Here is a 25578-nt window from a genome sequence, read left to right on the forward strand (position 1 = left end):
GTTCACCGTCGCAGACCCTTCCATGCTTGAGCCCACTGAGATCCCCACGAGACGCCTGCCCCGGTATGGGTTCCACACCCATACCGAGCGGCTGAACGGACGCTTGGCCATGCTTGGCTTCATCGCCCTGATGGCGGTGGAGATCAAGCTGGGCCATGGTTTGCTGATCTGGTGAGCCAGGCTCTGCTGGGTCGCAGTGCGGCCGAGCTGCAGGACTGGGCGGTTGCTCAGGGGCAGAAACCTTTCCGCGGCCGTCAGCTCCACGATTGGATTTATGCCAAGGGTGCCCGTTCCTTGGCAGACATCACGGTCTTTCCCAAGACCTGGCGTGCCGCGCTGCTCGAGGACGGCATTGATGTCGGTCGCCTGAAGGAAGTGCATCGTTCAGTGGCAACCGATGCCACCACCAAGCTGCTGCTTTCCACAGAAGACGGCGAGACCATCGAAGCCGTGGGCATTCCCACCGACCAGCGGCTCACGGTCTGTGTCTCCAGCCAGGTGGGTTGTCCCATGGCCTGCCGCTTCTGTGCCACTGGAAAAGGGGGGCTGCAGCGTTCGCTCCGGACCCACGAAATCGTGGATCAGGTGCTGAGTGTGCGTGAGGCGATGGAACGACGTCCTTCCCACATCGTTTTTATGGGTATGGGTGAGCCTCTTCTGAACAGTGAGGCTGTTCTGGAGTCGATTCGCTGCCTTAATGATGATCTCGGCATCGGCCAACGGCGCATCACCGTCAGCACGGTTGGTGTTCCGAAGACCTTGCCGCAACTTGCGGAACTGGCCATGCAGAGGTTGGGGCGAGCCCAATTCACCCTTGCTGTGAGTCTCCATGCGCCCAACCAGAGGCTGCGCGAGGAGCTCATCCCCACGGCCCATGCCTATCCCTATGAAGCTCTTCTTGATGATTGCCGTCACTATCTGGATGTGACCGGTCGCCGGGTGAGTTTCGAATACATCCTTCTCGGTGAACTCAACGACCAGCCCCACCACGCTGCAGAGCTAGCGGATCGCGTTGGTGGCTTCCAGAGCCATGTGAACCTCATCGCCTACAACCCGATTGAGGAGGAGGAGTTCAAGCGGCCGACGCCGCAGCGAATCGAGGCGTTTCGTCGTGTTCTTGAACGACGTGGTGTCGCCGTCAGCCTTAGGGCAAGCCGCGGGCTTGACCAGAATGCGGCCTGCGGCCAGCTACGGCGTCAGCAGATGACCTCGAGCTCCGCAGAGAGCTGAACGTTGGGACGAACGGTGGGCTGATGGCGTGTTCATCAGCAGACTGCTGCTGAACAGGGTCTTCGAATGACAGCAATCGACTGGCTGCTTCTCGGTGCCTACCTCGCCCTCACCCTGATGTTGGGGTTGTGGCTCTCGCGCCGCAACAGCGGCGAAGAGGATTATTTCGTGGCCGGCCGTCGTCTCAACGGTTGGCTCGCTGGTGCATCGATGGCCGCCACCACCTTCTCCATCGACACGCCGCTGTACGTCGCTGGCCTCGTGGGCGCACGCGGCTTGGCGGGGAACTGGGAGTGGTGGAGTTTTGGTTTGGCCCATGTGGCGATGGCTGTTGTGTTTGCGCCCCTCTGGCGGCGTAGTGGCGTGCTGACCGATGCCGCTTTCACCGAGTTGCGTTACGGTGGTCCGGCGGCGGCATGGCTGCGAGGCATCAAGGCCTTCCTACTGGCCGTGCCGGTCAACTGCATCGGCATCGGTTATGCCTTCCTCGCGCTTCGCAAGGTGGTGGAGGCCCTGGGCCTGGTGTCCGGTCAACCTGCTGCCCTGGGGCTCACAGACACGGTCTGGTTGTTGATGGTCGTGGCCCTGCTCGTGATGAGCTACACCGTTGCCGGTGGCCTTTGGGCTGTTGTGGTCACCGATCTGGTCCAGCTTGTGCTGGCGTTGGCGGGTGCCCTGGCCGTGGCCGTGGCTGCCCTGCATGCAGCAGGCGGAATGACGGCTCTTCTGGAGCAACTGCAGGCCTTGCAGAGGCCTGAGCTGCTGTCTCTGGTGCCTTGGACCTGGGATGAGTCTGGCTTCAGTTGGTTGCAGGGCAGTGGCATCAGCATCCCGATGTTTACGGCCTATATCGCTGTGCAGTGGTGGAGTTTCCGCCGCAGCGATGGGGGGGGTGAGTTCATCCAGCGGATGCTGGCCACCCGTGATGAGCAGCAGGCACGGTTGGCGGGGTGGGTGTTCCTTGTGGTGAATTACCTCGTGCGCAGCTGGCTCTGGATCGTCGTTGCTCTGGCGGCTCTGGTGCTGTTGCCGGCCGGCGCTGATCTGGAGCTGGGCTATCCAGCCCTTGCGGTGCAACTGTTGCCTCCCGTGGTGCTCGGCCTGGTGGTGATCTCGCTGGTGGCGGCGTTCATGAGCACCGTGAGCACATCGGTGAATTGGGGTGCCAGCTACCTCACCCACGATCTGTATCAGCGGTTTGTTCGTCCTTCCGCCACTCCGCGGGAGCTGTTGCTGATCGGGCAACTCACCACTGTTCTGCTGCTTGTTCTGGGCGTGATTACAGCCCTGATCAGCGACAGCATCGGTGCGGTGTTCCGCCTGGTGATCGCCATCGGTTCAGGCCCGGGTGTGGTCCTGGTGCTGCGCTGGTTCTGGTGGCGGGTCAACGCAGCGGCTGAGCTGTCGGCCATGCTTTGCGGCTTTTTTGTGGGTGTGTTCACGTCTGTGGTTCCGTTGGTTCGGATTGAGGATTACGGGGTTCGCATTGCGGTGATCACCGGCCTCTCAGCGGTGGTCTGGTTGGCTGTGATGCTGACCACGCCTCCGGAATCGGATGCTGTCTTGGAGCAGTTTGTGCGGACGGTTCGCCCTCCGGGGCCTGGTTGGGCACGTCTTCGCCAGCGCTTTGGCGTCATGCCCATGGAGTCCCTACTTGCGATGTTGCGTCGCTTCGTTCTCGCTTGCGGTGTGCTGTTCGGCGGCTTGCTCGGGACGGGTGGGTTTCTGTTGCACCAGCAGTGGACTGGCTGGATTGGTCTGTCGGTTCTGATCCTCTCGATCTGGCAACTGCGGCGGCGTGTCGATGCCGTGCCGTCTTGAGCAGAATGGCGCCTTGGTTGCAGTGTTCCGGTGTCGTTTTTTCGTTCCACCCTTCTGCCGGCTCTGATTGTTCTTCTGTTCGTTCTGGCGTTGGTGGCCGTGAGTGCGCGGATCTGGCTCCCCGGTGACATGCTGGCTCCAGCTCCGATGGGTTGAGCCCTGGAATGCCTCCCGTAGCATCGATCCATGACTGACGATCGCAGCCAACAGAAGGACCAGGGGCTCTCCAACCTTTCCGTGGATCCTGAACTTCTGGCGCGCGAGCTGGCGGCCGAAGAGGACGTGGATCCGCTTGATGCGATCCAGCTCGACAACACCGATCAGGATTCCTCCCTGGAGATTGCCAGGGCCTGTGACCAGGCTCTGATCTGGTTGCGGGGCAAACACGGAGAACGTTTGCAGGGTTTGCAAGTGTTTTGCGAATACCGCGACCCCAGGGCGATCGCCTTGCTGCTGCCTCTGCTGCAGAACTCCTGTCCAGTGGAGCGGATGAGTGCGGTCTACGCCTTGGGTCGTAATCCATCGCCTCCGGCCGTTGAACCGCTGCTGCAGCTGCTGCAGATGGATGCCAATGCCTACGTCCGTAAGGCCGCGGCTTGGAGTCTGGGCAATTTCCCGGATGCGCCGGTGCTCAATCCGCTCATCCGTGCCTTGCAGACGGATGTCGCTGCTGTTCGCCTGTGGTGTCCAGGCTCGTTAGCTGAGGCCGGCAGCCGTTCACCGGTGAAGGCAGACCCCGCTGCGGGGCAACTGCTTGTAAGCCTGCGCATCGACAGCGAAGCGGTGGTGCGCAGCAACTGCATTTGGGCCTTGGGCCGTTTGATCGATCAGCTGGTGCAACCGCGGCAAGCCGAGATCGTTGAAGCTCTGGTCAGTGCCCTGCTCCACGACGGTGAGATTTCCGTGCGTGATGAGGCCAGAACCGCTCTCGAACAACTGGAGGATCCGCTGGTGCTGGAACGTCTGCAGACGTTGATCAACGATGGATTCATCCTGTAACAGGGCTATGTAACGAGGAAGGCAACAATCAGCGGTGACCCCCACTAGATTGCTGCGCAAATCACGCCGCTTCGATGCCCCAGGAGACCATTCGTTTCACCATTCGGCCCGATGGTCGTGTGGAAGAGCGGGTCGAGGGGGTTGCTGGTGAGGCGTGCCAGCAGCTCACTGAAGAAGTTGAAGCTGCACTTGGAACGGTTGAACGTCAGGAGTCCACATCCGAAGCGTTTCTGCAGCCTGAGGTCCAGTCCCAGATTCTTCCCGCTCATACGAACTGATGTCGCATTTCAGCACCGTAAAGACCGAACTGCGTCAGCTCGAGCCTCTGGTCAAAGCCCTGGAAGATATGGGCTATGCCCCTGATCAGGGGGAACGTCCCGTGCGTGGCTATCGCGGTCAGACCGTCACGGCCGATCTGGCCATCGCAGTGCAAGAGGGAGGCGACATCGGCTTCCGCTGGAACAGCGCATCTGAGTCCTACGAGCTGGTGACCGATCTAGATCTTTGGAAGCAACAGATTCCTGTGGAACGCTTCCTTTCCAAGCTCACCCAGCGCTACGCCTTGAACTCTGTTTTGGCAGCCACCTCAAAAGAAGGTTTTCAGGTCGCAGAACAGACCCAGGCACAGGATGGTTCGATTGAACTCGTGGTGACCCGCTGGGAAGCTTGAAACCTGGCTGATCCTTCTTCTTACGCCTTCTCAGCCCCCGCTCGGCCGCAGGAGCAACCAACAGGGCGCGAGCCCTTGCTCGGCGGAGATATGCGAGACCAGGCTGTCTGGGTTGACGAGGCCGTCTGCATTGGCTGTCGCTATTGCGCCCACGTGGCTTCCAACACTTTTGTTGTTGAGCCGCATCTAGGACGCTCCAGAGCGATCCGACAGGACGGTGACTCCACTGAATGCATCCAGGAGGCCATCGATACCTGCCCCGTTGATTGCATTCACTGGGTTCCCTTCGAGTCGCTTGAAACGCTGAAGCAGAACCTGATTCGCCAGAATCTTCAACCTCGTCCTCAGGGTTGATGGCGCTGCCCACCCGTCGATTCGGCCGCACGGAGCTCGAGATTCCCCTGTTGTCTCTGGGTGGAATGCGGTTTCAGCAGAGCTGGACCGACCTTCCCCCAGACGAAATCACTCCCGCTTCCCAGACCCAGGTCGAAACGACCCTGAAGCGAGCGGTGGATCTGGGCTTTCATCACGTTGAAACGGCGCGGCACTACGGCAGTTCCGAGCGTCAGCTTGGTTGGGCCCTGCCGCGTACGCCCGACCCTTCACGTCTGCTTCAGAGCAAGGTGCCTCCCCGGCCAGATCCCGCCGCGTTCGAGGCGGAACTGGAGCTCAGCTTTGAGCGGCTGGGTTGTGATCGCCTGGATCTGCTGGCCATCCATGGCATCAACCTGCCGGAGCATCTCGACCAGACCCTTCAGCCTGGGGGATGCATGGAGGTGGTGCGCCGCTGGCAGGCGGATGGACGGATCGGCTATGTGGGCTTTTCAACCCATGGACCCACGGCGTTGATCGCTGATGCCTGCGCTTCAGGTGCCTTCGACTATGTGAACCTGCACTGGTATTACATCCGTCAGGACAACAGTCCAGCCCTGGATGCTGCCCGCCGTCAGGACATGGGGGTGTTCATCATCAGTCCCACGGACAAAGGCGGCCATCTGCACACGCCGTCCCAACGGCTATTGGAGCTGTGTGCACCACTGCATCCCATCGTGTTCAACGATCTGTTCTGTTTGCAGGATCCGCGGGTGCACACCATCAGTGTCGGAGCCTCACGGCCAGAGGATCTTGACCTTCACCTGGAGGCGCTGCAATTGCTGCCGGATGCGACGGCTTTGATTGCCCCGGTGGACCAGCGGCTGCGGCGTGCGGCCGATGACGCGCTGGGTCGTGACTGGATGACCACCTGGTTCGTCGGGCTGCCGCCTTGGCATGCGACGCCGGGGGACATCAATTTGCCGGTGTTGCTTTGGCTGTACAACCTGCTTGAAGCCTGGGATCTCGAGAGTTATGCCAAGGCCCGTTATCGGCTGCTGGGCTCGGGAGGGCACTGGTTCGCCGGTGCCAACGCCGATGCCTTTGATGGGGAGGTCAGTGCGCAGGAGTTACAAACCGTTCTGCAGGCGAGTCCGTGGCGTGAGCGCATCCCCGACATCCTGCTCAGCCTCAAGGACAGGCTCAAAGGGGCATCCCAGATGCGACTGTCGAGCGTCTGAACGGTCGGCTTACGTCCCAAGGGGTTCACGGCTCGGCGTTCCCACGGCCCTCGGGTAGCTGCGGGGGCAGGGCCCGGTCGGTTGTACCCGCAACAGATGGCGTGTGCCGCGATCGTTGGGGAGCTGCCGGTGCTGAACCTCAACCAGGCGGGCCTGCAGCAGGCGCAGGGCCTTGTTGAACGGCACGGCATCGGTGTCATTCCACTGGCCGCGATAGAGCAAGGCCTGCCCGTCCGTGTTCAGCAGGGGCACGAGGTATTCGGCCACCACAGGGGCTGCCGCCACGGCCCTGGCCACGGCTCGATCGAAACTGCCGCGGAACGCGCCGTCGCGACCGGTGGTCTCGATCCGCTCGGTGCGGACGCGCACTCGATCAGCCAGCCCCAGGGTGTTGGCCATGGCTTCAACGGCGGCTGTCTTGCGCCCAACTGAATCCAGAAGGGTCACCCGTGCATTGGGCAGGGCAATGGCGATGGCCAGCCCGGGGAATCCACCCCCGGTGCCCACATCAATCCAGTGCAACGGCTGTTCCGGTGATTGCAGTTCTCCCGTCAGCGGCCAGAGGCTGTCAAAGACCTGACCCACCCAGAAATCATCACCATCAACCAGGCGCGTGAGGTTGACCTTTTGATTCCAGCTCTGCAGCAGGCCCTGAAGGGCGACCAGCTGGTCGCGCTGCGCTTGCGATGGCTGCCATCCCAGTGCGTCCCAGTACGCCGGTTCAGGCGCGGTGGCGGCCATGGCTGGAGCAACAACTCTTCTTAGGATGAAGGACCGGCCGTCCCCTGTGTCTGAAGCCCGCCTCAGCCATCACGAACGGCTTGGCGTGCGCCCAGGGGTCGACGCTGAAACCCTGCGTCAGGCCTTTCGACGTCAATCCAAGGCCCTGCATCCCGACACGACGCAACTGCCGCCAGAGCAGGCCAGCATTGCGTTCCAGCAGCTCAAGGAGTCCTACGACGCGTTGCTGCGCCAGAGTCAATCAACCCTCAACCTGGACTCACCAGCAGTGCCAACGGCACCGCCTCTGGAGAGCCAATCCCGCCCTGATGCCTGGCAGGGCATCGGTCAACGTCGACCTCTGTCTGGCGGTGAATGGTTTTCCTTATTGTTGTTGAGCATTGCTCTGTTGCTCAGCCTGGTGCTGGGGTTGGGGGTAGCTCTTGCGCAGGGGCGCGACTGGCAGGTGTCACCCAGCTGGTTGGCGGATGAGCAGACTCAAAGAACAACCGTGCGTTCGCTGACTGATGGCCGCCCTGCCCCCGGAGAGCACCCCGCTGAATCAGCACTCTCTCCGGGCGCTTGAGGCCTGGCTTCATCAGATGGGTGCGATTCGCATGGATGACAACCCCTGCCAGTGGATGCTTGAGCGTTCTGAATGGAGGGCCCTGCTGCTGCTTGAGCGGGAGGATCTCAAAGTGATTTGGCACCCCGGTTCGCTGGAAGCGATGGTGCAGTGTTCTCTGCCTTACGGCCTCTCCCGAGCCGATGTCGAAGCGGCGATTCAGGCGGGTCCTTGAGGCCAAAAGAGCTCAGAGCTGATCAAGGGCCATCGCGATGACCGCGTAGCACCGTTCCAGCTGGGCATCGCTGATGCAGAGCGGTGGCAGCAGATAGACCACCTGGCCCAGGGGTCTCAGGAAGACTCCGTTTTCCATGGCCAGTCGCTTCAATTTCGGACCCGCCGGGTTGAGGTAGCCGGAGGTCCCATCCACGACGAGATCGAAGCCGGCGACAGTCCCCGTCAATCGAGGGTGCTGCACCCGCGGATGCCGTGCCAGCTGCTCTAGGTGCGGTCGATGCCGTTCTTCGAACTGTTGAAATGCAGCGGGGTTGCGCTCCAGCAGGTCGAGGCTGGCGTTGGCCGCGGCGCATCCCAGTGGATTGGCGGTGAAGCTGTGGCCGTGCCAGAGGGTCAAGCAGGGGTCTTCACCGACGAAGGCTTCGAACACCTCTTCACTGGCCATGGTGACGCCCATCGGCAGGCATCCACCCGTCAACCCTTTGGAAAGGGCCATCAGATCTGGCCGGATGCCCGCCCGCCTGCTTGCGAACCAGTCGCCACAGCGTCCGAAGCCGGTCAGCACCTCGTCGGCAATCAGCAGCGATCCTGCCTGGCGGGTTCGTGCTTCCACCTGCCGCAGAAATTCAGGCCGCACCATGGCCATTCCGCCGGCTCCCTGAAGCAGAGGCTCGAGAATTACTGCCGCTGTCGGCGTCTCCAGCACGCGTTCGAGCACCTCCAGCGCCGCCGATTCCTTGGCCTCCACGTCGTCGTCGTCCCACCAGGTAGCTGGCCAGGGAACACGGGCGACGGGAAAGAGCTTGTCTTCGAAGGGCGCGCTGAACAGGTTGCGTTCACCAACGGCCATCGCTCCGAAGGTGTCTCCGTGGTACGCCCCGTCGAAGGCGACGATCTGATGGCGAGGTTGTCCCCGGTTGGCCCACCACTGGCAAGCGATCTTGAGGGCCACTTCCACCGCGGTTGACCCGTTGTCGGAAAAAAACAGGCGTTGTAGACCGCAGATTCCGCTCAGTCGCACCGCTAGTTGCTCCGCGGGCTCGTGGGTGAAGTCGGCAAAGATCACCTGCTCGAGGCAGGCGGCCTGATCGGCGATCGCTTTGGCCAACTCCGGATGGGCATGGCCATGCAGGGTGACCCACCAGCTGCTGATGGCATCGATCAGGGGCTCTCCTTCCTCGCGGATCAGCAGGGCACCGTCCCCAGAGACCACCCGTTGAGAGCTGGCTGCCTTGGCCATCTGCGTGAAGGGGGGCCAAAGATTTGGATGTCGTATTGGCCCCATGGCAGCAGCTGTAGCTTTTGCCATATTGGATCTGGAGCTGTTACTGATGCCCTGGATGGCTGCCACACGCACCCGTCGTCAGTCCAAGCGTTTTGCCGTCCCAAGCAGGCCTGAGGGGGCAGCAGTGCGTGGCCCTATGACTCGACGCCTTGTCCTTCCGGAGGGCGACTGGCAATCGATCCGCAGTGATCTTGAGCTGCGGGGCTGGTCGTCTTCCCAGCTGGAGATAATTCAGGCGGAACTCCGTCAGGGCTGGCCCCTGCGGATCGCAGTACGCCATGCAGCGATGCGGTTAGGTACCTGCCCCACGGGTTCAAAATCCCTGGGCTGATCCCTCAACGGCACACATCACTGTTCTTTTCTGCCTCTGTGGCGATGGCGCTGCAGTTCACCCAGCGCACGAGCTGCACTTCGATATCGGTGAACAGCACCAGAATGCCCACGCACAGTGCTGAAACAGCCAGAGTCGCCAGGGTTTGACGTGAAGTCACAGGGAAGTTCGGTTCAGCACCTGTTGAAATTTAGTGCTGAGATCCTGCTCATGCCAAAGCCGCTCCAGAACTGTTGCTGAGAGTGAGGCTTGCGGTTGGAGTTGCGCTAGCACCGGAACATCACCGAACTGTTCGAGGGTGCCGGGGTTGTCCTGATGCAGAGGGCCGTTCAGGATCAGTCCCAGCACCGTGAGATTGCGTTTTCGCAATGCTTCCAGGCTGAGCAGGGTGTGATTAAGGGTTCCAAGCCCACTCCGGGCGACCAGCACGATCGGCAACTGCCACTGCACCAGTTGATCGATCTGGAGCCAGCTGCGGGTGAGGGGGACCATCAGGCCTCCAGCTGTCTCCACCACCAGGGCCCCCCGATGGTTGGGAATCTGGAGTTGGGCCGGGTCGAGAACAGTTGCGTCCAGTTCGGCGGCCCAATGGGGGGAGACCGGCTCTTGGAAGGCATAGGCCTCGGGCAGCATCCGTTCCGGAGGGAGGTCCAAGAGCTGGCGCACCCGTTCCCGGTCACCACCGCCCTCAAGACCGCTCTGTACCGGTTTCCAATAGCTGGCTTCAAGTCCCTGCACCATCCATGCACTCACCACGGTTTTGCCAACGTCCGTGTCCGTTCCGCAAACCACCAGTCGACTGAAGCTGCTGTTCATCGCTTCACCATCAGGATCAACATCTTCCAGGTCAGGGCGAACTGTGGCGACTGATCGGATTGGGGCCAAGCCCGGAAGACGGCCTTCCACTGACCTGGGGTGAGTTGGCCAGCGTTGGTTGCCGAAGCGCCAACGTTGCTCATGGGTCGCAGCAGCTTCAGCGGATTGGCGGCGTGCTGGGTGAAGCTCAGGCACTGTTCCAGTTGCACCACGCCATCGGGGAGGGCCTCCATCAGTTGATCCCGCACTGGCATGGTCAAGGCGGTGCAGTTCTGACTGGCTTTTTGGGCGGCCTGCTGCCATTGCGGAAAACTGCCATCAATCGGCACCGCTAGGGCCAGCCAGCCTTGGTCCGCTAGCCCATCCACCCAGGTCCGAAGTTGCTGCGCCGGATCCGGCAACCAATGAAGAACAAAGCTGGAGGCCAGCAGTTGAGGTGGTACTGGCAAGTCCGGCAGTCCGCTGCTCAGGTCATGACGCAGGATCTGCGCCCCGCTGGGATGGCTTCTCAGCATGGCTGCACTCCCATCGATGCGTATCACCTCCTGCCCGGGGTGAAAGGCCTCCAGGGCCGCGGCGAGATGACCGGTACCGCTGCCTAGATCAGCCCAAAGGCCGCGCGGGATCGCGCAGCGTCGGCTGAGTTGGGCGAGACGCCAGGCCATTGCCCGTTGCAGCAGGGCGTCGGTTGCGTAGGTCGGTGCTGCGCGACTGAACCGCTCCAGAACTTGGTCGGAGCGAATCACAGGCCCTCCAGCCATCGCTGTACCACCACGAAGACCCTTGGCGTGATCAGCGCGTGACCCCATGTCGGGTCGCGATGGAGGGTCAGCGGTTGATGCCCCAGCGCATCGATGAGCTGTTGCGCTGACTCTGCAGGCACGACTGCATCCCGTTCGCCCTGCACCACCAGAACAGGAACGGTGTCTGGCCACCCCGTCGGCAGAGTCCGGCAGTCCGCCAGCAGGTCCAGATCCTGCTGGAGACGCTGGCGCCCCAGTGTCGTCAGGCCCTGCAGCAGGGGGTTGGGGGGCAGGGCGCTGAGGGCATGAGGTGAAGCTGCTTTGTCGAGGAATCGTTCCAGCATCAGCAGTTCCTGGTCAGTGCCCAGGGCTGCCTGCATTCCCTGTAGAGCGGCCCCGATAGAGCGCCCTGCTCGCCCATCCGGCACAAATCTGGTGAAGCTGCCAAGCAGCACCACTGCCGATGCCTTCTCCAGGACGGATGCTGGCAGCAGATGGAGCCCCAGGGAGTGGGCGATCAGCACGTTTTGTTCCGGGCCGTTTCGTGTTGGGCCGTTTCGTGTTGGGAAGGTGGTCCATGCCGGTGGAATGGGCTTCTCACTGCCATAGCCCCGTTCGGCGACGTTCCAGATGGCCCCCCCCTGCTCGAAGTGCTTTCGCCAGTGGGACCACGCGCCGGCGTGGCCTGCCCAACCATGCATTGCCAGGATCTGCATCATCGAGCGCAGAGGGCTGCGAGCAGTTGCTCCAATGTGCCCTCCGGCAGGTCCCGCCGCAGCACCAGGCGCAACCGGGCGGTGCCTTCAGGCACTGTGGGTGGTCGGATCGCGACCGAAAGTAGACCGGCCTGCTCCAGCTCTTGCTGAAGGTCGAGCGCGTCTTGGTCCCCACCGACCAGCAAGGGGAGAACTGGTCCGCTCCCTTGGGGGCGCGGCCAGCCCTGGTTCATGAGTGCTGTTCTCCAGAATTCAGACCGTTGGCACAGCTCGGATCCCCAGGTCGGGTTGGACTGGATCAAGTTCAGGGCGGCTTGGGCCCCAGCCACCAGTGGTGGCGCCAGGGCCGTGGTGTAACGGAAGGCTCCACTGGTCTGAAGCAGCCGTTCCATCGTGTTGTGATCCCCTGCGAGAAAAGCGCCTCCGCTGCCGAAAGCTTTCCCAAAGGTGCCGCTGACCAAAGCCACAGGCTGTCGGAGTCCATGGCAAAGCCCGCGGCCTTCTGGACCCAGCACGCCTAGGCCATGGGCTTCGTCGACCAGCAGATGTGCACCGTGGTGGGCACACAGGTCGGCCATGCCTTTCAGGTCGGGACTGGTGCCTTCCATGCTGAACAGGCTTTCGGTCACGACCAAAGGTGTTGTCGTTGCGTGCTTAAGCCGCTGCAGACGCTGGTCGAGATCCTGAAGATCGTTGTGGGCAAATCGTTGCAGCCGTGCCCCACTCGTGCGGATGCCTGCCAGCAGCGAGTGGTGAATCAGCCGGTCCACCAACACGGTGGTGTGCCGTTCACTCAGGGCTGTTACGGCGGCGATATTGGCTTGAAATCCACTGGGGAATAGCAGCACCCGATTCCGATCCAACCAGGCGGCGAGGGCCGACTCCAGCTCCAGATGACGTGGTCGGGTGCCTGTGATGAGTCGAGAGCCACCGGCGCCGACCCCATCGGAGGCCATGGCTTCCATCGCCGCCGCGACGACAGTGGGATGCCGGCTGAGGCCGAGGTAGTCGTTGCTGGCCAGATCGAGAAGTTGGCGCGTTCCAGACGGATCTCGCAGTTGCCAGGGTTCCCGGCCGGAGTCCCAGCTCCGCAGGCGACGGCGGCGCGCCGGGTGAATGGGAGAAGCCTGGTCCCGCATCACAACAGTTTGGAACCCGCCCTGATCAAGGATGGCCGCAGTCCTCTGATCGTCATGACCTGGGAGCGTTTTACTCTGCTTTTTCCGCTTTGGACGTTGCTGGGAGCTGTTCTGGCCCTGGTGCATCCACCCCTCTTTGTCTGGTTCAGGGGGCCACTGATTGCCCTTGGACTGGGCGTGATCATGTTGGGCATGGGCGTGGGGCTGACGCCGGCAGACTTCCTGCGCGTTGGTCGCAGGCCGCGCGCCATGCTGCTCGGGGTGCTGGCGCAGTTCCTGGTGATGCCGGCCCTTGCAGCAGCCATTGCGGCGGCCCTGCACCTGCCCGCACCTCTTGCAGTGGGTTTGATTCTTGTCGGCTGTTGCCCGGGGGGTACCGCCAGCAATGTGGTGGCACTGATCGGCCGCGGTGATGTGGCGCTTTCGGTGGTCATGACAACCATCAGCACCCTGGCTGCTGTTGTGCTGACTCCACGTCTCACGCAGGTTCTCGCCAGTCAGTACGTGCCGGTGGACGGTTGGGCTCTGTTCTTGACTGTGCTTCAGGTGGTGCTGCTGCCCGTCACCGTCGGGGTCGTGCTCAAGCGTGGTCTTCCCGGTGTGGCCAAGCGGATTGAGCCGGTGATGCCCCCTCTGGCAGTGATGTCCATCGTGATGATCGTCTCCAGCATCGTCGGCAGTCAGACAGCGGTGCTGCGTCAACAGGGCCCCGTGTTGATCCTGGCTTGCCTCCTATTGCATGGCGGCGGGTTTTTGCTGGGTTGGCTGATTCCGCGGCTGATGGGCCAAACCGTGCAGGCCCAGCGCACCATCAGCATTGAGGTGGGGATGCAGAACTCGGGATTGGCGGTAGTGCTCGCTCGAAGTGGAGGGTTCGCCAGTCCCCTCACGGCGTTACCGGGCGCCATTTCCGCTGTCATTCACTGTTTGATCGGCAGCGCTCTTGCCGCCCTCTGGAGGCGGCGGCCAACTCCTTCCCTTCGTTAGTCGTCTTAAGTCAAGCCCCCACCGTGGAGTTCGAACAGCAGACGGGCGGCGAGCCCGCGGGAGATGCGTCGTGCCACGAGCAGATCACAGATCCAGGTGAACAGCGGTGGGGCATCGGTGCTGGAGGCCAGGCGCTGTTCGAGGGCCTTCAGCTCCTTGACGTCGCGGCAGCCACGCAGTGCATCAATCAGGGTGTCTTCAGCCGGCCGCGGCTTGCTGAGCTGGGTGGTGGTCACAGCAGGGTGCGTTTCATTCCCTCTGTCATGGCACCGGCGGTGTGCCTCTGTCACCCTTTTGAAGCTGGGTTTCATGGCATAAAAAAAGCCCCGGTGGGCTCACCAAGGCTCGAAGCATTCTCCCTGTTATTTTCACGATCCAGGTCGCTTCCGTCAAAGGATGTCGGCACATCTAATTGATGGCATTGGCCTGGCTTATCGCTTAGCTGAAGGGAAGGCTCAGCAGGCCTCCTTAGGATTGTTCGATGAACCAATCGACACCGGCCACGCCTTCATCAGAGCCCGATGTCGATCGCAGTGCAGCACTGAATCCCTCAGAAATCTTTCCATTCCCGCTGGATGATTTCCAGCTTGAGGCCATGGATGCCCTCAATCAGGGGCACTCGGTTGTGGTGAGTGCCCCCACAGGATCTGGCAAGACGCTGATCGGGGAATACGCCATCCATCGCGCCCTGGCCCACGGCCAGAAGGTCTTTTACACCACACCACTGAAGGCCCTGTCCAATCAGAAATTGAGAGATTTCCGTGCTCAGTTCGGCGTTGAGAACGTAGGGCTGATGACCGGTGACCTCAGCATGAATCGCGAGGCATCCATCGTGGTGATGACCACGGAGATCTTCCGCAACATGCTCTACGCCGAGGCGGATGAGCACGATGATCCCCTGGCTGATGTGGAAGCTGTGGTGCTGGATGAGTGCCACTACATGAATGACTCCCAGCGCGGCACGGTCTGGGAAGAGTCGATCATTCACTGCCCCCCGCCGGTGCAGCTCGTGGCTCTCTCCGCCACGGTGGCGAATGCAGGCCAGCTGACCGACTGGATCGAAAAGGTTCATGGTCCGACAACCTTGGTGATGAGTGATCACCGACCGGTGCCTCTTCAGTTCAGTTTCTGCAGCGCCAAGGGTTTGCACCCTTTGCTGAATGATGCTGGAACCGGACTGCATCCCAACTGCAAGGTCTGGCGAGCGCCCAAGGGGCAAAAGCGCAAGGGACGCTCCCAGAGACCGCCTCAACCGGAACCACCACCAATCAGTTTTGTTGTGGCCCAGATGGCCGAGCGGCAGATGCTCCCGGCGATCTATTTCATCTTTAGTCGACGTGGATGTGACAAGTCGGTTCGGGATCTTGGTGTGCAGTGTCTGGTCACCAAGGAGGAGCAGGCGCGGATCAAGGCTCGCTTGACGGCCTATAGCGACGACAACCCTGAGGCTGTCCGGGATGGAATCCATGCCGACGCCCTGTTACGGGGCATCGCAGCACACCACGCTGGTGTTCTTCCCGCCTGGAAGGAGTTGATTGAGGAGCTGTTTCAGCAAGGGCTGGTGAAAGTGGTCTTCGCGACGGAGACCTTGGCCGCCGGCATCAACATGCCCGCCCGCAGCACGGTGATCGCTGCGATGTCCAAGCGAACCGAACGCGGGCATCGCCCATTGATGGGCAGTGAGTTTCTGCAGATGGCCGGTCGTGCCGGACGGCGTGGTCTCGATTCCCAGGGTTACGTCGTGACGGTTCAGAGCCGCTTCGAGGGCGTGCGTGAGGCCGGACAACTCGCGACGAGTCCTGCCGACCCTTTGGTGAGCCAGTTCACCCCCAGCTACGGGATGGTTCTCAACCTGCTTCAGCGCCATGACCTGGCGAAGGCCAGGGAGCTGGTGGAACGCAGTTTTGGCCGTTACCTGGCGGGGCTCGACCTCGTGGAGGACGAAGACAATCTCTCGCAACTGCGGCTGCAACTCAGCCAGCTTGAGGGAGTTGCTGGCGATATCCCCTGGGAAGACTTTGAGGACTACGAGAAAATGCGTGGGCGGCTCCGTGAAGAGCGGCGCTTGCTTCGCATTCTCCAGCAACAGGCTGAGGAAACGCTGGCCAACGAGCTGACGATGGCCCTTCAGTTCGCCAGCACCGGCACCTTGGTCAGCTTGAAGTCGCCACAGCTACGAGGGCGCGTCGCACCAGCGGTGATTGTCGAGAAGGTGAAGGGTCCGGGTCAGTTTCCGCTGCTGCTCTGTCTGACCGATGACAACGTCTGGATCCTGCTCCCCTGTCAGGCCGTGGTGAGCATCCATGCAGAGCTCAGTTGTCTTCAGGTGGATGGGCTGGCGTTACCAGAGTTGACCCGCTCGGGAGAATTGCGTCATGGCGATCAGGCCAGTGGTGGTTTGGCCTTGGCGGTAGCCCATATGGCCCGGCGCCACGACATGACCACCCCGCAATACGACTTGGCCGGGGAAGTGTTGACCCAAGCCCGGCTGGTCCGAGATCTCGAACAGGAGCAGGAGCAGCATCCGGCCCATCGCTGGGGGGATCGCAAGCAGCTCAAGAAGCACCGCCGCCGCATGGAGGATCTGGAACTCGAGATCGCTGAACGTCAGCAGGTGCTGCATCAACGGGCCAACCGTCACTGGGAGACCTTCCTGGCCTTGATGGACATCCTTCAACAGTTTGGATGTCTCGACGAGCTGGATCCCACGGAGATTGGCCGCACCGTTGCCGCGTTGCGGGGCGACAACGAGCTGTGGCTTGGGCTGGCACTGATGAGTGGTCATCTCGATGACCTCTCACCCCCTGACCTGGCGGCGGTGTTTGAGGCGATCAGCACGGAGGTCAATCGCCCTGACCTTTGGAGTGGCTTTCCGCCGCCTGCTGCGGCAGAGGAGGCCCTTCAGGATTTATCTGGCTTACGTCGCGAGCTGCTGAGGGCCCAGGAACGCGCAGGAGTGGTGGTACCAGCTTGGTGGGAACCAGAGTTGATGGGCTTGGTGGATGCCTGGGCAAGGGGAACAACCTGGAGCGATTTGATTGCCAATACGTCGTTAGACGAGGGCGATGTGGTGCGCATCATGCGCCGCACCGTGGATCTGCTTGCCCAGGTTCCCTATTGCGAGGCCATCAGCGAGCAGCTGCGCAGCCATGCCCGGCAGGCTTTGAAAGCCATCAATCGCTTCCCGGTGGCCGAGGCTGAGGATCTGGTTCCATCCTCCGCTGCTCTCAACCCGGCAACAGAGCGGGCAGCCTGAGCTCAGGCATCAGGAGTGGCCATGGCGCTTGGATCCACCTGTTGATCGAAGTCCGCTTCAGTGATGTGACCGAGCTCCAGGGCCGCCTGTTTCAGCGTCAGCCCGTGATGGTGGGCATGTTGAGCGATAGCGCTTGCCTTCTCATAACCGATGCTGGGGGTCAAAGCGGTGACCAGCATCAAGGAGCGGTCGACGAACCTTTGAATCTGCTCCAGATCCGGCTCCAATCCCTCCACCAGGTTCAGGCGGAAGCTGGTTATGGCGTCCTTGAGCATCCGAATCGACTGCAATAGGTTGAAGCCGATCAAGGGTTTGTAGACATTCATCTGCAGATGGCCGCCTGCGCCGGCGGCCGCTACGGCGCCGTCGAGTCCGATCACCTGGGTGCAGACCATCGCCATGGCCTCGCATTGGGTGGGATTGATTTTTCCCGGCATGATCGAACTGCCCGGTTCATTGGCGGGGAGCTGCAGCTCGCCCAGACCGGCCCTGGGGCCGCATCCGAGCAGACGGACGTCGTTGGCGATGCGCAGGAGGGCCACGGATAGAAGGCGAAGCTGCCCCATCGCATGGACGAGGGCGTCATGGCCGGCCATGACCGCGAACAGATTCTCCGCAGGACGGACATCAACTCCAGCGACCCGGCTTAGCTCGTCCGCGACGGCATGGCGGAAGCCCGGGGGGGTGTTTAACCCCGTGCCAACCGCGGTTCCCCCAAGGGGCAGGTCGCCGAGGCTGACCAGGCAGTTCTCAAGCCAGCCCTGGGATTGTTTGAGTTGATCCCGCCATGCGGCGACTTCATCGCCAAGGCGCAGGGGCACCGCATCCTGCAGGTGGGTGCGGCCGATCTTGACGATCGGCATCCAGGCCTGGGCTTTGGCATCGAAGGCATGCACCAGGGCATCGAGTGCTGGCAGCAGCCCATCCCTTAGCTGCTTGGCCGCGGCGACATGGATGGCAGCGGGAAACACATCATTGGTGGATTGCGATCGATTGACGTGGTCATTGGGATGCACCGGACAGTGACTGCCGAGGGCGGTGCCTGACACCTTGGACGCCAGATTGCTGATCACCTCGTTGATGTTCATGTTCGTCTGGGTCCCACTTCCGGTCTGCCAGACCCGAAGTGGGAACTGATCGTTGTGCTGGCCGGCGGCAATGGCATCGGCCGCCGTGCAGATCAGCTCCACCTGTTGAAGGCTCAGAAGCTCATGCTGGCCGTTCACCGTGGCGCAGGAGCGCTTGATCCAGGCCAGGGCCTGGATGATTTCGAGGGGGATCCGTTCATTGCTGATGGCGAAGTTCTGAAGCGACCGCTGGGTCTGGGCCCCCCAGAGCGCCTCAGATGCCACCTCAATGCCACCCAGGCTGTCGGTTTCAATCCTGAACGGCTGCGTCATCGGGGCCTCGGCGCGATCGAGCGTTGAATCGATCATCCGTGATCACCTTCCGTCAGACGTGCCATCGTTCCGCATCAACCGTTTCCTTGTTGTCCGGTGCAGGTTCACCGTTCCCATGGCATCGCTCTTCAGCTGCCCGATGCATCCCTGGCCCAGCTGCAGGGATACCTCTCGCAGCCTGGCCGTCCGATGAAGGCACTGTTGAATCGCAAAAGAGTGGAGCGGCTGCAGAACGGCCGTTTCCTCTATGCGTCTCGGCCCTATCAGCTGCTGAATTTCCAGCTGCAGCCCGAGGTGATGTTTCGCTCTAATTGGGATGGTGATCGACTCTCGATCGTCTTTGAACATTGCACGATTCATGGGCTCGGCCGGTTGCAGGATCTGGTTCAGTTCCAGTGCCAGGCATGGATCCGTCCAGAGCCGGAACGCCTGATGGCAAAGGCTGATCTCAGTCTTGAGCTCTCACCGAGTGGAGCCGCGGCACTTTTGCCGCAGCCGCTGATGAGACGCACTGGGTATCTCGCTCTGGATTTGGTGACGGATCGCTTGGAGAAGCGTTGTCGTACCGGACTGATCAAAGGTGCTCTTGATTGGGTTGCAAGCCACTCCTGAATCTGCTTCATTTCACGGTGGTATCGTCACGTTCTTGGGACGTTCTTCGGCTGTTGTGGTGGTGGATGCGACGGGTTCAGCCACGCCGGTGTTGACGTTCCGGAACCTCTCACTTCGCTGCGATAAATCGAACCCTCAAATTACGTTTCAGACTCCTTGGAATTGGGAGCTTCTGCAGGCAAAGAGAATTGCTGTGATTACAAACAGTTCATTTTTGCGATACCAGTTGACTGCCGCTCTTGCTGGCCTCGTTCCTCCAGTATCCGGTGAAATCGTTAGTGATGGGGTAATTGGCTGGCCTGTTGGCGCGGAAGGCGGGTTGGATAGCAAGTTGCGGATTTCCCACGCGCTCAACTTTCTCTCTACTGTCTATAGCGACTGTCTTGAAAAATCTCGCGTTGGTTTGGATGAGTTTTGGGACCTGTTGTCAGGAAAGGAGATATACCCCAGCTTAATCATCAAAGAGCTTTCGAAAGACCAAAAAGACTTCTTCTTTTTGGCGTTATCTGTTCTCTTCTCGTTTGACTGCTATTTAATATCAAATACAAGGTTTTTAATGACTAGGCCTGCGAAGCCGCTACGATCACTTTTGTTAAAGCAGCTTGAGGGAAAGACGCTTTTTGCCACTGCGAACAACAATCGCTTTCGAAGCGAATTTTGTACCGAGGGCCTTGTTCTGGGCTCCTCAGGCCAGATTCTTTTTTCAGGTGGGCTTTCAGAGTCGATTGAATGGGCTGATCAATATCTTGATGCATCTGATGTGTCAGAATCAGATGACGATCATCTTGTGACGGGTCAAAATCTTCTTAATTTGGAATCTACTGATGATGGATTTGATGATGGTTTCGGTTGAGGAGGCCTTTATTTCATGAATTTTTTGCGAAGGCTTTTTAACGCAATTTGGCGTCAGATTGCAATTGTTCTTGCGATCGCTACTTACGATAACAACAGAAAATCGACGGGGACTTCAATTGGCGCCTGGGAGAGCATTGTTACGCCTCTGCAGATTATGCTGTTCTTTATCGCCATGCGTGTGGGATTTAGTTATTTAAGGGGTAGTAATAGGTTTGCGGCAGGTGGCTCAACGGACATGTACTTCAATATTGTTGTTTTTATTGCTACTGGATTCTCGATTGCATTTCTGTTTAGGCAAGGCGCAATAAAGGCTCTTGCCGGCTTGAAGTTGAGGGCTCCTCTTTATTATAAAAGAATTCAGCCATTGGATATTCTTTTGGCTACATTGGTCAATGATATGAGGGCTATATCTACTATCTCTCTGGGAATTCTGGGACTCGTTTGGTACTTTACTTGGAGTTTTCAGCTCGATAGTCCTGGCTTGGCAATCAGCGTCTACTTGTTGACGGTATTCATGGCGCTTGGTTTTGGTATTTGCCTTGTATTTCTTGGCAGATTGAATAAATGGGTTACGAGGATTCTTAAGCGAATTTTACAGCGAGTGATTATTTTTACTTCTGGAATATTCTTCGCGACTTTTGAGCTCCCTTCGTACACGCGGCCATTTGTGACTTGGAATCCAATCCTCCATGCTGTTGAGTTGTTCAGGTACTCGATGAATAACGAATATCCGATACCTGATATTTCTTTATCGTATCTGATTTGGTGCTCTATGATTCTTCTAGGCTTCTCTTTGATTCTTTACCGAACCAACGAGTCAGTGCTCCTGGAGGCTAATGATGATTAGCACCTGATCCTTGTCCAGTCGTTTGCCTTGGGTTAATTTTAGTTATGCCTGAATCAATCCCTCATTCCAGCTCCTCCACTCCTCCCCAAAAGGAGATTCCATCATCCTTTCGGGTTTCTAATTCCCTGGTTTCCGATCAGCCAACATCGGTCTGGCGAGAGCGTTTGGACAGGATTGCGAAGCCCAGAGTTCTGATCTCGGTCTTTCTGGCAACCTCGGCTTTCTATTGCTTTGTAATCGGGCGGGATCGCTATACGGCCGTTTCCGAGTTTGTGATTCAACAGGCCTTGCCTCTCGAGACATCATCAGCTTCAGTGTTGTCGGGAGCAGCCTCTGCGCCTCAGGTATTGACTTCTCTTGTAGACGGGCAGTACCTCCAGGTCTATCTCGCGTCGGCTGATGTCAAGACCCGATTGTTCCCTGACGGGAAAAAACTTGAGCAGGATTACCGCATCAAGCTTCCGGATCTTCGGACTGGATTGCCCGCTAATAGTACTGCTCCAGCACAGCTTAACTTCTATAGAAAGCAATTGACTGTGGCCCCTCAGCCCTTGAGTGGCTCAGTTATTCTAACGACATCTGGATTTTCACCCCAGCAGGCTTTAAATCTCAACAACGAGTTGCTGAAGCAGTCTCGTCGCTTTGTGAATGAGGTAAATCAATCCATTAATGCTGACCAGAATCAATTTGCGAGAAAGGAGGTAGAACTAGCCGAGACTAGTCTCAAGGGAGCAAAGAGAAGTCTTGAGCTCTTCCAGGAAAAGCATGGAAACCTAAGTGTGCTGACTGAACAATCAGCAGCCAGTTCGTATATCTCTGGGCTTGAATCTCAACTGGTTGACTTGAAAGTTCAAGAAGCCGCGTTGCGTCGCCAATACAGAGACCCCAATGCACCGGAAGTCGCGTTTATTGCAGACCAGGTGAGTGAACTTGAGTTTCAGATTCGTGAGGAGAGAGATCGTGCTGTAAGTAAAAATGGACGAGATTTGAATACTCTTGCACTTGAAGAAGCTGGTTTGATTTCTGATGTTGAGTTTGCGACTCAAACCTTGCAATCAGCTCGCCTTGCTTCAGATAATAGTCGTCGCGAGAGTCAACGTCAGCTGAAATTTGTGGTTGTTCTCAGTCAACCCCAATTGCCTGTTAAACCGGATCACAACTGGCGGTGGCAGGCGTTTCTTGCATCTGTCGGGATTATTATTGTGGCTTGGGGCGTTGGTGGCTTCCTGCTCAACGCAATGCGGAAGAGCTGATATCTAGTTCACACACGATTAATTCATTCAAGGCCGTATTGAACCGTGTCCTTTGCCAGCTAAATAATAGCCACAGGCCCTGGCAAAATGAAGCCGTCGGCGTCGTACAAGTTCGTTCTCACTGATGTTTGGGTACAACTTCTGGGCTGCGCGATCGTTTGTACAAGATCGTTCAACCATTTGTAGAACCTGTTGTTTGGTCGCAGGCAATCTTTCTCCAAGCATTTGGTCATAGAAATGCCATTCCGTGTTGGCGCGTACGACTGTTTCCCGGAAGCCATATTCATGGGAATGGCGAACCACTGCTGTTGAGGCATAGGCTTTTTTATAACCCTTTCTAAGAATTTCGCGTGCCCACAATTGATCTTCGCCATATACGACATCGGGAAGTGGAACAGTTTTCCAAATAGATTTCCTTAAGCAGGAATTGTTGTCGGAGTAAAAGCGTTCATGGGTTGAGACAACGCCGTTGGAGGTCTGTCGATCAGCATCGAGCTCGATCGGTTGGCGATGGCTTCTAAATATCCAACGATTGAAGTGTTGGTCAAGGTCATGGGCGGTGAGTTCTCCATGATCGGTATGGGCGATATGGCAGCCGAAGACCCCGGCGACACTTGGATCGCTTTGCAGTGGGGCGATCAGGTTCATGAGCCACATACGATTCGCTGGTATGGCGTCCTGCGTAATGAAAGCGACGTACTCTCCTCGGGCAAGCTCCACTCCCAGGTTGCGGGTGCGCCCATGGCCGAAATCCTCCTTGCGAATCCTGTGGAGTCGGAGTCGTTCGTCCTGTGGCAGTGTCTCCAGGCATCCATCGCTGGACGCACTATCGATCAACAACACTTCAAATGCCTGATCGAGATCCTGCGCAAGACAGGACTCAACGACGGCTTTGAGCATCGTGCCCCCGTTGTAAACGGGGATTACTACCGTCACCAAAGGAGTCGATGCCTGAGCATGTTGCGAGGTTGATGACTCACATGGAAGAAGCGACTCCTGAATGAAAGCCTCAATCAGTTTGTTGGAGTTATCCCAGTTGAGGTGTTCGGTGGCGGCGAGTCCAGCTTTGGCGATGCTTTCCCTGAACAACGCATCATTCAACAAGCGGCTTAATGCTGAGGCCAGGCCCACTGGCGTCGCTTCGGCCAATACCGCTGTTTCCGGTTGATAGGAGACTCGCGTGTGTTCGGCATCAATATCAACCACAGGCAGCCCACAGGCCATCATTTCATTGGGAACCAAGGAGTAATTGGTTCCCGAAAGCACGAATCCAACCGTGCATTGGCGATACAGGTTCGCTAAGTCATGGGCCTCAAGAATCCCTGCGTGCCTCACTTTCACAGGAATTCCAAGATCGGGTAGATCTTTTTCGCCGAAGGTGATGATCTCGAAGTCGTCGCCCAGATCAAACAAAGCTCTTAAAGCAAGCAGCCCCAGTTCATAGAGCCGTCTTGGCGTGCTGCGTCTCACATAGAAGGCAATGGCATGACTGCTGCGTTTCTGACCGTTGTTGGGGTGGTAAACACTATGGTCGACTGCTAGTGGGAAAGAGATGGCTGAATTGCCAAAGCTTTCCATCTTCTGCTTAAGCCAAGGGCTGGCACAAATGCAGGAAAAGTTATTTTCAGATGCATACGATTGTTCGGTGAGGATGCTGGAGCTTCCGCGCGCGAAAAAATAGGGCTCATAATCCTGAACAAAATAAAATCTCTTCTGAAATTTTTTCATGCCAAGCACGGGATAGGTGCTCATGCGATCTGTGGCGATGACAATGTCGCCGCTCACTTGATCAAGGTCTTCCTGGTTGTTCCCCAGCATGTAGACCTGATCTGTCTGCAGTGAAATGAAGGATTGATCGATAACACGTTTATGCAGACTGCTGAGTCGACTTGGCTTGTCATTCCCTTTGAGTTCGGAATGAACCCAGATTGTGCATTGGTGACCACATCGCTCTAGGTAATCAATGGTTCTAAAAATGGTCATGTGGCCACCGAGGCCAGGTGTGAAATTCGGGATAACCCAATGGATTTGTAGAGATTTGGAGTTGATATTGTTTTTTAGTGACCAGTTCGGATCGAGTTGCTGGGGTTTGAATTGAATCACCTTTTCAAAGCCCTGGATTTTTAGCTTATTTCTGCCTTCAATGATGTACTTGTCTGTTTGATGTTGCTTCGAAAGGAAGTATCCGCAGTACGTTGTTTGCAGTGTCTGATTGAATATTTCAGTGGTCGAAAGACCGATGAGGCGTTCGATGCTGTGGGCGATGGTCCCGTCGATCTGCCCACCTTCTTCATCAAAGTCATTCCAGCCGAGATCCCAGTCAAGGATAGGTTTGAGGAGCTCAGGCTTGCACCAGAACATTGTCCCAGTGGGGAAGCGGAACTGGCTGTCTCGTGTGATGTGGTCGAGATTGAAGCGTTTTAGGAATGGATTGGCCTTTGTGTAGTTGCCATCTTCATGGCCCCAGCAGGAATCGTGTTTGATTCCGAGGCTGAGAGCGTAGTTCTCAACCGGATAGACAATGCCTGTATCTGGTGATTGAAGAGCTTTGAGATTGGTGGCTGTAATCACTTCGCTGCCAATCAGGTTGTCCAAGCAGTGAAGGAACCAGCCGCTGAGTGCATTGCTGTGAGGGCTTTTTTTGGAGTGGAGCTTAAGGATGAGGTCGTAGTTGAGGATTTGATCCTTGAAGCCAACGATGAACGGAGCGACGTCTCGTCCGATATTGCTGAAATGTCTGACTTCTACTTTCTGGGCATTGTCGATCCGGTCAAAAATATTTTGCAGCGACTGGACAGAATCTTCCTTTGTGGAAATGAAGATATCGATGCTGCACGGGATGTTCTTTAGGCGGGTGGCAATTTCTTCGCCTAGTTCGGGGTAAAAGATATGTAGGAAAACGCCAACTTTTTTAGTCTTTAGATCTTCTATGGCCGTGTTTAGAGCGCTTGGTTCAGGCTTTTTGATATCAGCCATCTTCCGCATGAAATGGATGTTATCCATCGAATAGCGGCGTTCGTTCATCCCAAACTTGAAGCAGTGAACCATCGGGTTGAGTCCACTCTCTTTGACGTCGGGATATTTGCTGCAATAATTTTCTGTGTCGAATAAATTGCTCGGGTCGATGCCCTCCAGGCTTCCTAGGCTGCAGTAATGAAGAATCACGTCGCCGATGCTTTGAAGCCCTTCTGCTTCTTCAATCTCTAATTGAGTTTTATAGTGTTCAATGTCAAAGACGTATGCATAATGGGCTAATTCGCGAAAGTCACGAATTATTTTTTTGTTTATTTCTTTGCTTTGTAGGTCTTTGATGTACTCCTGCAGTTCAGGAGTAATTTTTTTGCGCCTGTTGTTGGGCGGACTTGGCCGTCTGGCTCCTCCCAGGCGACTGAGTTGCTTTCGCAGCGCCTTGGGAAGCATTTTCTGCCTTCCCGCCGCAGAAGCAGATCGCTTCAACAGTTCTCGGGCCGTTTGCGAAATAGCAGAAAGCGGATGACGTTTTTTAGGCATGCCGCTCATCTGTCATGTTTAAAAAAAGCAGGT

At 58.1% G+C, this 25578-nt stretch carries 28 protein-coding genes; 18 read left to right on the plus strand and 10 right to left on the minus strand.

The genetic code is table 11. From position 1 onward, the window contains the following. Nucleotides 1-22: 22 nt before the first annotated feature. From FZZ92_RS00090 to FZZ92_RS00125, 9 genes are all read left to right on the plus strand, one after another. A complete protein-coding gene (locus FZZ92_RS00090) occupies nucleotides 23-175 on the plus strand; it encodes a high light inducible protein (protein ID WP_115093315.1) in 153 nt (50 codons plus the stop codon). Beyond that, a complete protein-coding gene (gene rlmN, locus FZZ92_RS00095) occupies nucleotides 172-1230 on the plus strand; it encodes a 23S rRNA (adenine(2503)-C(2))-methyltransferase RlmN (RefSeq protein WP_226422289.1) in 1059 nt (352 codons plus the stop codon). The genes FZZ92_RS00090 and rlmN overlap by 4 nt, the downstream gene beginning before the upstream one ends. Before the next feature lie 66 nt (nucleotides 1231-1296). Further along, a complete protein-coding gene (locus FZZ92_RS00100; protein WP_226422290.1) occupies nucleotides 1297-3051 on the plus strand; it encodes a sodium:solute symporter family protein in 1755 nt (584 codons plus the stop codon). A 30-nt stretch (nucleotides 3052-3081) separates the two neighbouring features. Beyond that, a complete protein-coding gene (locus FZZ92_RS13090; RefSeq protein WP_255453122.1) occupies nucleotides 3082-3207 on the plus strand; it encodes a hypothetical protein in 126 nt (41 codons plus the stop codon). Between the two features lie 30 nt (nucleotides 3208-3237). Beyond that, nucleotides 3238-4050, plus strand: a complete 813-nt coding sequence (locus FZZ92_RS00105; protein WP_115022225.1) for a HEAT repeat domain-containing protein — start codon at nucleotides 3238-3240, stop codon at nucleotides 4048-4050. A 74-nt stretch (nucleotides 4051-4124) separates the two neighbouring features. Next, nucleotides 4125-4328, plus strand: coding sequence for a DUF2997 domain-containing protein (locus FZZ92_RS00110; RefSeq protein WP_226422291.1), 204 nt, complete (start codon nucleotides 4125-4127; stop codon nucleotides 4326-4328). Then, nucleotides 4328-4720, plus strand: coding sequence for a DUF1257 domain-containing protein (locus FZZ92_RS00115; protein ID WP_226422292.1), 393 nt, complete (start codon nucleotides 4328-4330; stop codon nucleotides 4718-4720). Before FZZ92_RS00110 ends, FZZ92_RS00115 begins: the two co-directional genes overlap by 1 nt. A 3-nt stretch (nucleotides 4721-4723) precedes the next feature. Then, a complete protein-coding gene (locus FZZ92_RS00120) occupies nucleotides 4724-5074 on the plus strand; it encodes a ferredoxin (protein ID WP_226398724.1) in 351 nt (116 codons plus the stop codon). Next, nucleotides 5074-6273 (plus strand): aldo/keto reductase, encoded by a 1200-nt coding sequence (locus FZZ92_RS00125; protein WP_226398678.1) that lies wholly within the window; start codon nucleotides 5074-5076, stop codon nucleotides 6271-6273. The genes FZZ92_RS00120 and FZZ92_RS00125 overlap by 1 nt, the downstream gene beginning before the upstream one ends. Nucleotides 6274-6282: 9 nt before the next feature. Here the strand turns inward: FZZ92_RS00125 and rsmG are convergent, their stop codons facing one another. Next, the gene (gene rsmG, locus FZZ92_RS00130) at nucleotides 6283-7014 is read right to left on the minus strand and encodes a 16S rRNA (guanine(527)-N(7))-methyltransferase RsmG (protein ID WP_226422293.1); all 732 of its coding nucleotides are present in this window, start codon (nucleotides 7012-7014) and stop codon (nucleotides 6283-6285) included. Nucleotides 7015-7039: 25 nt separating this feature from the next. Between rsmG and FZZ92_RS00135 the strand changes: the two genes are divergently transcribed. Together FZZ92_RS00135 and FZZ92_RS00140 are read left to right on the plus strand one after the other, a co-directional pair. Further along, nucleotides 7040-7579 carry a J domain-containing protein gene (locus FZZ92_RS00135; protein WP_250398896.1) on the plus strand — a complete coding sequence of 180 codons (540 nt, stop codon included), beginning with the start codon at nucleotides 7040-7042 and terminating at the stop codon, nucleotides 7577-7579. 16 nt (nucleotides 7580-7595) lie between these two features. Continuing rightward, nucleotides 7596-7793: a DUF3143 domain-containing protein gene (locus FZZ92_RS00140; RefSeq protein ID WP_350223191.1), complete on the plus strand. Its 198-nt coding sequence runs from the start codon at nucleotides 7596-7598 to the stop codon at nucleotides 7791-7793. Between the two features lie 12 nt (nucleotides 7794-7805). Here FZZ92_RS00140 and bioA read toward each other — a convergent pair whose 3' ends face one another. Continuing rightward, nucleotides 7806-9104, minus strand: a complete 1299-nt coding sequence (gene bioA / locus FZZ92_RS00145; RefSeq protein ID WP_226398682.1) for an adenosylmethionine--8-amino-7-oxononanoate transaminase — start codon at nucleotides 9102-9104, stop codon at nucleotides 7806-7808. On the opposite strand from bioA, the gene FZZ92_RS00150 reads away from it, so the two are divergent. Continuing rightward, a complete protein-coding gene (locus FZZ92_RS00150; protein ID WP_226398683.1) occupies nucleotides 9079-9411 on the plus strand; it encodes a hypothetical protein in 333 nt (110 codons plus the stop codon). The genes bioA and FZZ92_RS00150 overlap by 26 nt on opposite strands. Nucleotides 9412-9415: 4 nt before the next feature. On the opposite strand, the gene FZZ92_RS00155 is transcribed toward FZZ92_RS00150, so the two are convergent. From FZZ92_RS00155 to FZZ92_RS00175, 5 genes are read right to left on the minus strand one after another with little or no spacing between them, the layout of a single operon-like run. After that, nucleotides 9416-9571 (minus strand): hypothetical protein, encoded by a 156-nt coding sequence (locus tag FZZ92_RS00155; RefSeq protein ID WP_170951106.1) that lies wholly within the window; start codon nucleotides 9569-9571, stop codon nucleotides 9416-9418. After that, nucleotides 9568-10227, minus strand: coding sequence for a dethiobiotin synthase (bioD, locus tag FZZ92_RS00160; protein WP_226398684.1), 660 nt, complete (start codon nucleotides 10225-10227; stop codon nucleotides 9568-9570). The genes FZZ92_RS00155 and bioD overlap by 4 nt, the downstream gene beginning before the upstream one ends. Continuing rightward, nucleotides 10224-11036 carry a methyltransferase domain-containing protein gene (locus tag FZZ92_RS00165; protein ID WP_226398685.1) on the minus strand — a complete coding sequence of 271 codons (813 nt, stop codon included), beginning with the start codon at nucleotides 11034-11036 and terminating at the stop codon, nucleotides 10224-10226. Before FZZ92_RS00165 ends, bioD begins: the two co-directional genes overlap by 4 nt. After that, nucleotides 10970-11686, minus strand: a complete 717-nt coding sequence (locus FZZ92_RS00170; protein WP_226422294.1) for a serine aminopeptidase domain-containing protein — start codon at nucleotides 11684-11686, stop codon at nucleotides 10970-10972. The genes FZZ92_RS00165 and FZZ92_RS00170 overlap by 67 nt, the downstream gene beginning before the upstream one ends. Next, nucleotides 11686-12825 (minus strand): 8-amino-7-oxononanoate synthase, encoded by a 1140-nt coding sequence (locus FZZ92_RS00175; RefSeq protein ID WP_226398687.1) that lies wholly within the window; start codon nucleotides 12823-12825, stop codon nucleotides 11686-11688. The genes FZZ92_RS00170 and FZZ92_RS00175 overlap by 1 nt, the downstream gene beginning before the upstream one ends. A gap of 54 nt (nucleotides 12826-12879) precedes the next feature. Here FZZ92_RS00175 and FZZ92_RS00180 point away from each other — a divergent pair, with 54 nt between their 5' ends. Continuing rightward, a complete protein-coding gene (locus tag FZZ92_RS00180) occupies nucleotides 12880-13812 on the plus strand; it encodes a bile acid:sodium symporter family protein (protein ID WP_226422295.1) in 933 nt (310 codons plus the stop codon). Nucleotides 13813-13817: 5 nt separating this feature from the next. Here the strand turns inward: FZZ92_RS00180 and FZZ92_RS00185 are convergent, their stop codons facing one another. Next, nucleotides 13818-14048: a hypothetical protein gene (locus tag FZZ92_RS00185; RefSeq protein WP_226398689.1), complete on the minus strand. Its 231-nt coding sequence runs from the start codon at nucleotides 14046-14048 to the stop codon at nucleotides 13818-13820. A gap of 245 nt (nucleotides 14049-14293) precedes the next feature. Here FZZ92_RS00185 and FZZ92_RS00190 point away from each other — a divergent pair, with 245 nt between their 5' ends. Next, nucleotides 14294-17068: an RNA helicase gene (locus FZZ92_RS00190; RefSeq protein ID WP_226398690.1), complete on the plus strand. Its 2775-nt coding sequence runs from the start codon at nucleotides 14294-14296 to the stop codon at nucleotides 17066-17068. Between the two features lie 2 nt (nucleotides 17069-17070). On the opposite strand, the gene FZZ92_RS00195 is transcribed toward FZZ92_RS00190, so the two are convergent. Continuing rightward, a complete protein-coding gene (locus tag FZZ92_RS00195) occupies nucleotides 17071-18504 on the minus strand; it encodes a class II fumarate hydratase (RefSeq protein WP_226398691.1) in 1434 nt (477 codons plus the stop codon). Between the two features lie 60 nt (nucleotides 18505-18564). Here FZZ92_RS00195 and FZZ92_RS00200 point away from each other — a divergent pair, with 60 nt between their 5' ends. The 4 genes from FZZ92_RS00200 to FZZ92_RS00215 are packed head-to-tail and all read left to right on the plus strand — an operon-like array spanning nucleotide 18565 to nucleotide 22035. Further along, entirely contained in the window at nucleotides 18565-19080 is a 516-nt protein-coding gene (locus tag FZZ92_RS00200; protein ID WP_226398692.1) for a DUF1997 domain-containing protein, read from the plus strand. After that, a complete protein-coding gene (locus FZZ92_RS00205; RefSeq protein WP_226398693.1) occupies nucleotides 19064-19933 on the plus strand; it encodes a hypothetical protein in 870 nt (289 codons plus the stop codon). Before FZZ92_RS00200 ends, FZZ92_RS00205 begins: the two co-directional genes overlap by 17 nt. Nucleotides 19934-19948: 15 nt before the next feature. Further along, entirely contained in the window at nucleotides 19949-20782 is an 834-nt protein-coding gene (locus tag FZZ92_RS00210; RefSeq protein ID WP_226398694.1) for an ABC transporter permease, read from the plus strand. Nucleotides 20783-20826: 44 nt separating this feature from the next. Next, complete coding sequence (locus FZZ92_RS00215) at nucleotides 20827-22035, plus strand: sugar ABC transporter (RefSeq protein WP_226422296.1); 1209 nt, start codon at nucleotides 20827-20829, stop codon at nucleotides 22033-22035. Nucleotides 22036-22062: 27 nt separating this feature from the next. Here FZZ92_RS00215 and FZZ92_RS00220 read toward each other — a convergent pair whose 3' ends face one another. Next, nucleotides 22063-25554 (minus strand): rhamnan synthesis F family protein, encoded by a 3492-nt coding sequence (locus FZZ92_RS00220; protein WP_226422297.1) that lies wholly within the window; start codon nucleotides 25552-25554, stop codon nucleotides 22063-22065. Nucleotides 25555-25578: the final 24 nt, after the last annotated feature.

The organism is Synechococcus sp. MU1611 (genome assembly GCF_020514255.1).
Classification (GTDB): Bacteria; Cyanobacteriota; Cyanobacteriia; order PCC-6307; family Cyanobiaceae; genus Parasynechococcus.

Coding starts and splice junctions, on each gene's coding strand:
- FZZ92_RS00195 (WP_226398691.1), bottom strand. CDS start 18,504: ATGATCGATTCAACGCTCGATCGCGCCGAGGCCCCGATGACGCAGCCG.
- FZZ92_RS00105 (WP_115022225.1), top strand. CDS start 3,238: ATGACTGACGATCGCAGCCAACAGAAGGACCAGGGGCTCTCCAACCTT.
- FZZ92_RS00220 (WP_226422297.1), bottom strand. CDS start 25,554: ATGAGCGGCATGCCTAAAAAACGTCATCCGCTTTCTGCTATTTCGCAA.
- FZZ92_RS00115 (WP_226422292.1), top strand. CDS start 4,328: ATGTCGCATTTCAGCACCGTAAAGACCGAACTGCGTCAGCTCGAGCCT.
- FZZ92_RS00170 (WP_226422294.1), bottom strand. CDS start 11,686: ATGCAGATCCTGGCAATGCATGGTTGGGCAGGCCACGCCGGCGCGTGG.
- FZZ92_RS00150 (WP_226398683.1), top strand. CDS start 9,079: ATGGCAGCAGCTGTAGCTTTTGCCATATTGGATCTGGAGCTGTTACTG.
- FZZ92_RS00190 (WP_226398690.1), top strand. CDS start 14,294: ATGAACCAATCGACACCGGCCACGCCTTCATCAGAGCCCGATGTCGAT.
- FZZ92_RS00125 (WP_226398678.1), top strand. CDS start 5,074: ATGGCGCTGCCCACCCGTCGATTCGGCCGCACGGAGCTCGAGATTCCC.
- rsmG (WP_226422293.1), bottom strand. CDS start 7,014: ATGGCCGCCACCGCGCCTGAACCGGCGTACTGGGACGCACTGGGATGG.
- FZZ92_RS00215 (WP_226422296.1), top strand. CDS start 20,827: ATGCCTGAATCAATCCCTCATTCCAGCTCCTCCACTCCTCCCCAAAAG.
- FZZ92_RS00140 (WP_350223191.1), top strand. CDS start 7,596: ATGGGTGCGATTCGCATGGATGACAACCCCTGCCAGTGGATGCTTGAG.
- FZZ92_RS00175 (WP_226398687.1), bottom strand. CDS start 12,825: ATGCGGGACCAGGCTTCTCCCATTCACCCGGCGCGCCGCCGTCGCCTG.
- FZZ92_RS00210 (WP_226398694.1), top strand. CDS start 19,949: ATGAATTTTTTGCGAAGGCTTTTTAACGCAATTTGGCGTCAGATTGCA.
- FZZ92_RS00165 (WP_226398685.1), bottom strand. CDS start 11,036: ATGGGGTCACGCGCTGATCACGCCAAGGGTCTTCGTGGTGGTACAGCG.
- FZZ92_RS00110 (WP_226422291.1), top strand. CDS start 4,125: ATGCCCCAGGAGACCATTCGTTTCACCATTCGGCCCGATGGTCGTGTG.
- FZZ92_RS00090 (WP_115093315.1), top strand. CDS start 23: ATGCTTGAGCCCACTGAGATCCCCACGAGACGCCTGCCCCGGTATGGG.
- bioA (WP_226398682.1), bottom strand. CDS start 9,104: ATGGCAAAAGCTACAGCTGCTGCCATGGGGCCAATACGACATCCAAAT.
- FZZ92_RS00180 (WP_226422295.1), top strand. CDS start 12,880: ATGACCTGGGAGCGTTTTACTCTGCTTTTTCCGCTTTGGACGTTGCTG.
- FZZ92_RS00100 (WP_226422290.1), top strand. CDS start 1,297: ATGACAGCAATCGACTGGCTGCTTCTCGGTGCCTACCTCGCCCTCACC.
- bioD (WP_226398684.1), bottom strand. CDS start 10,227: ATGAACAGCAGCTTCAGTCGACTGGTGGTTTGCGGAACGGACACGGAC.
- FZZ92_RS00135 (WP_250398896.1), top strand. CDS start 7,040: ATGAAGGACCGGCCGTCCCCTGTGTCTGAAGCCCGCCTCAGCCATCAC.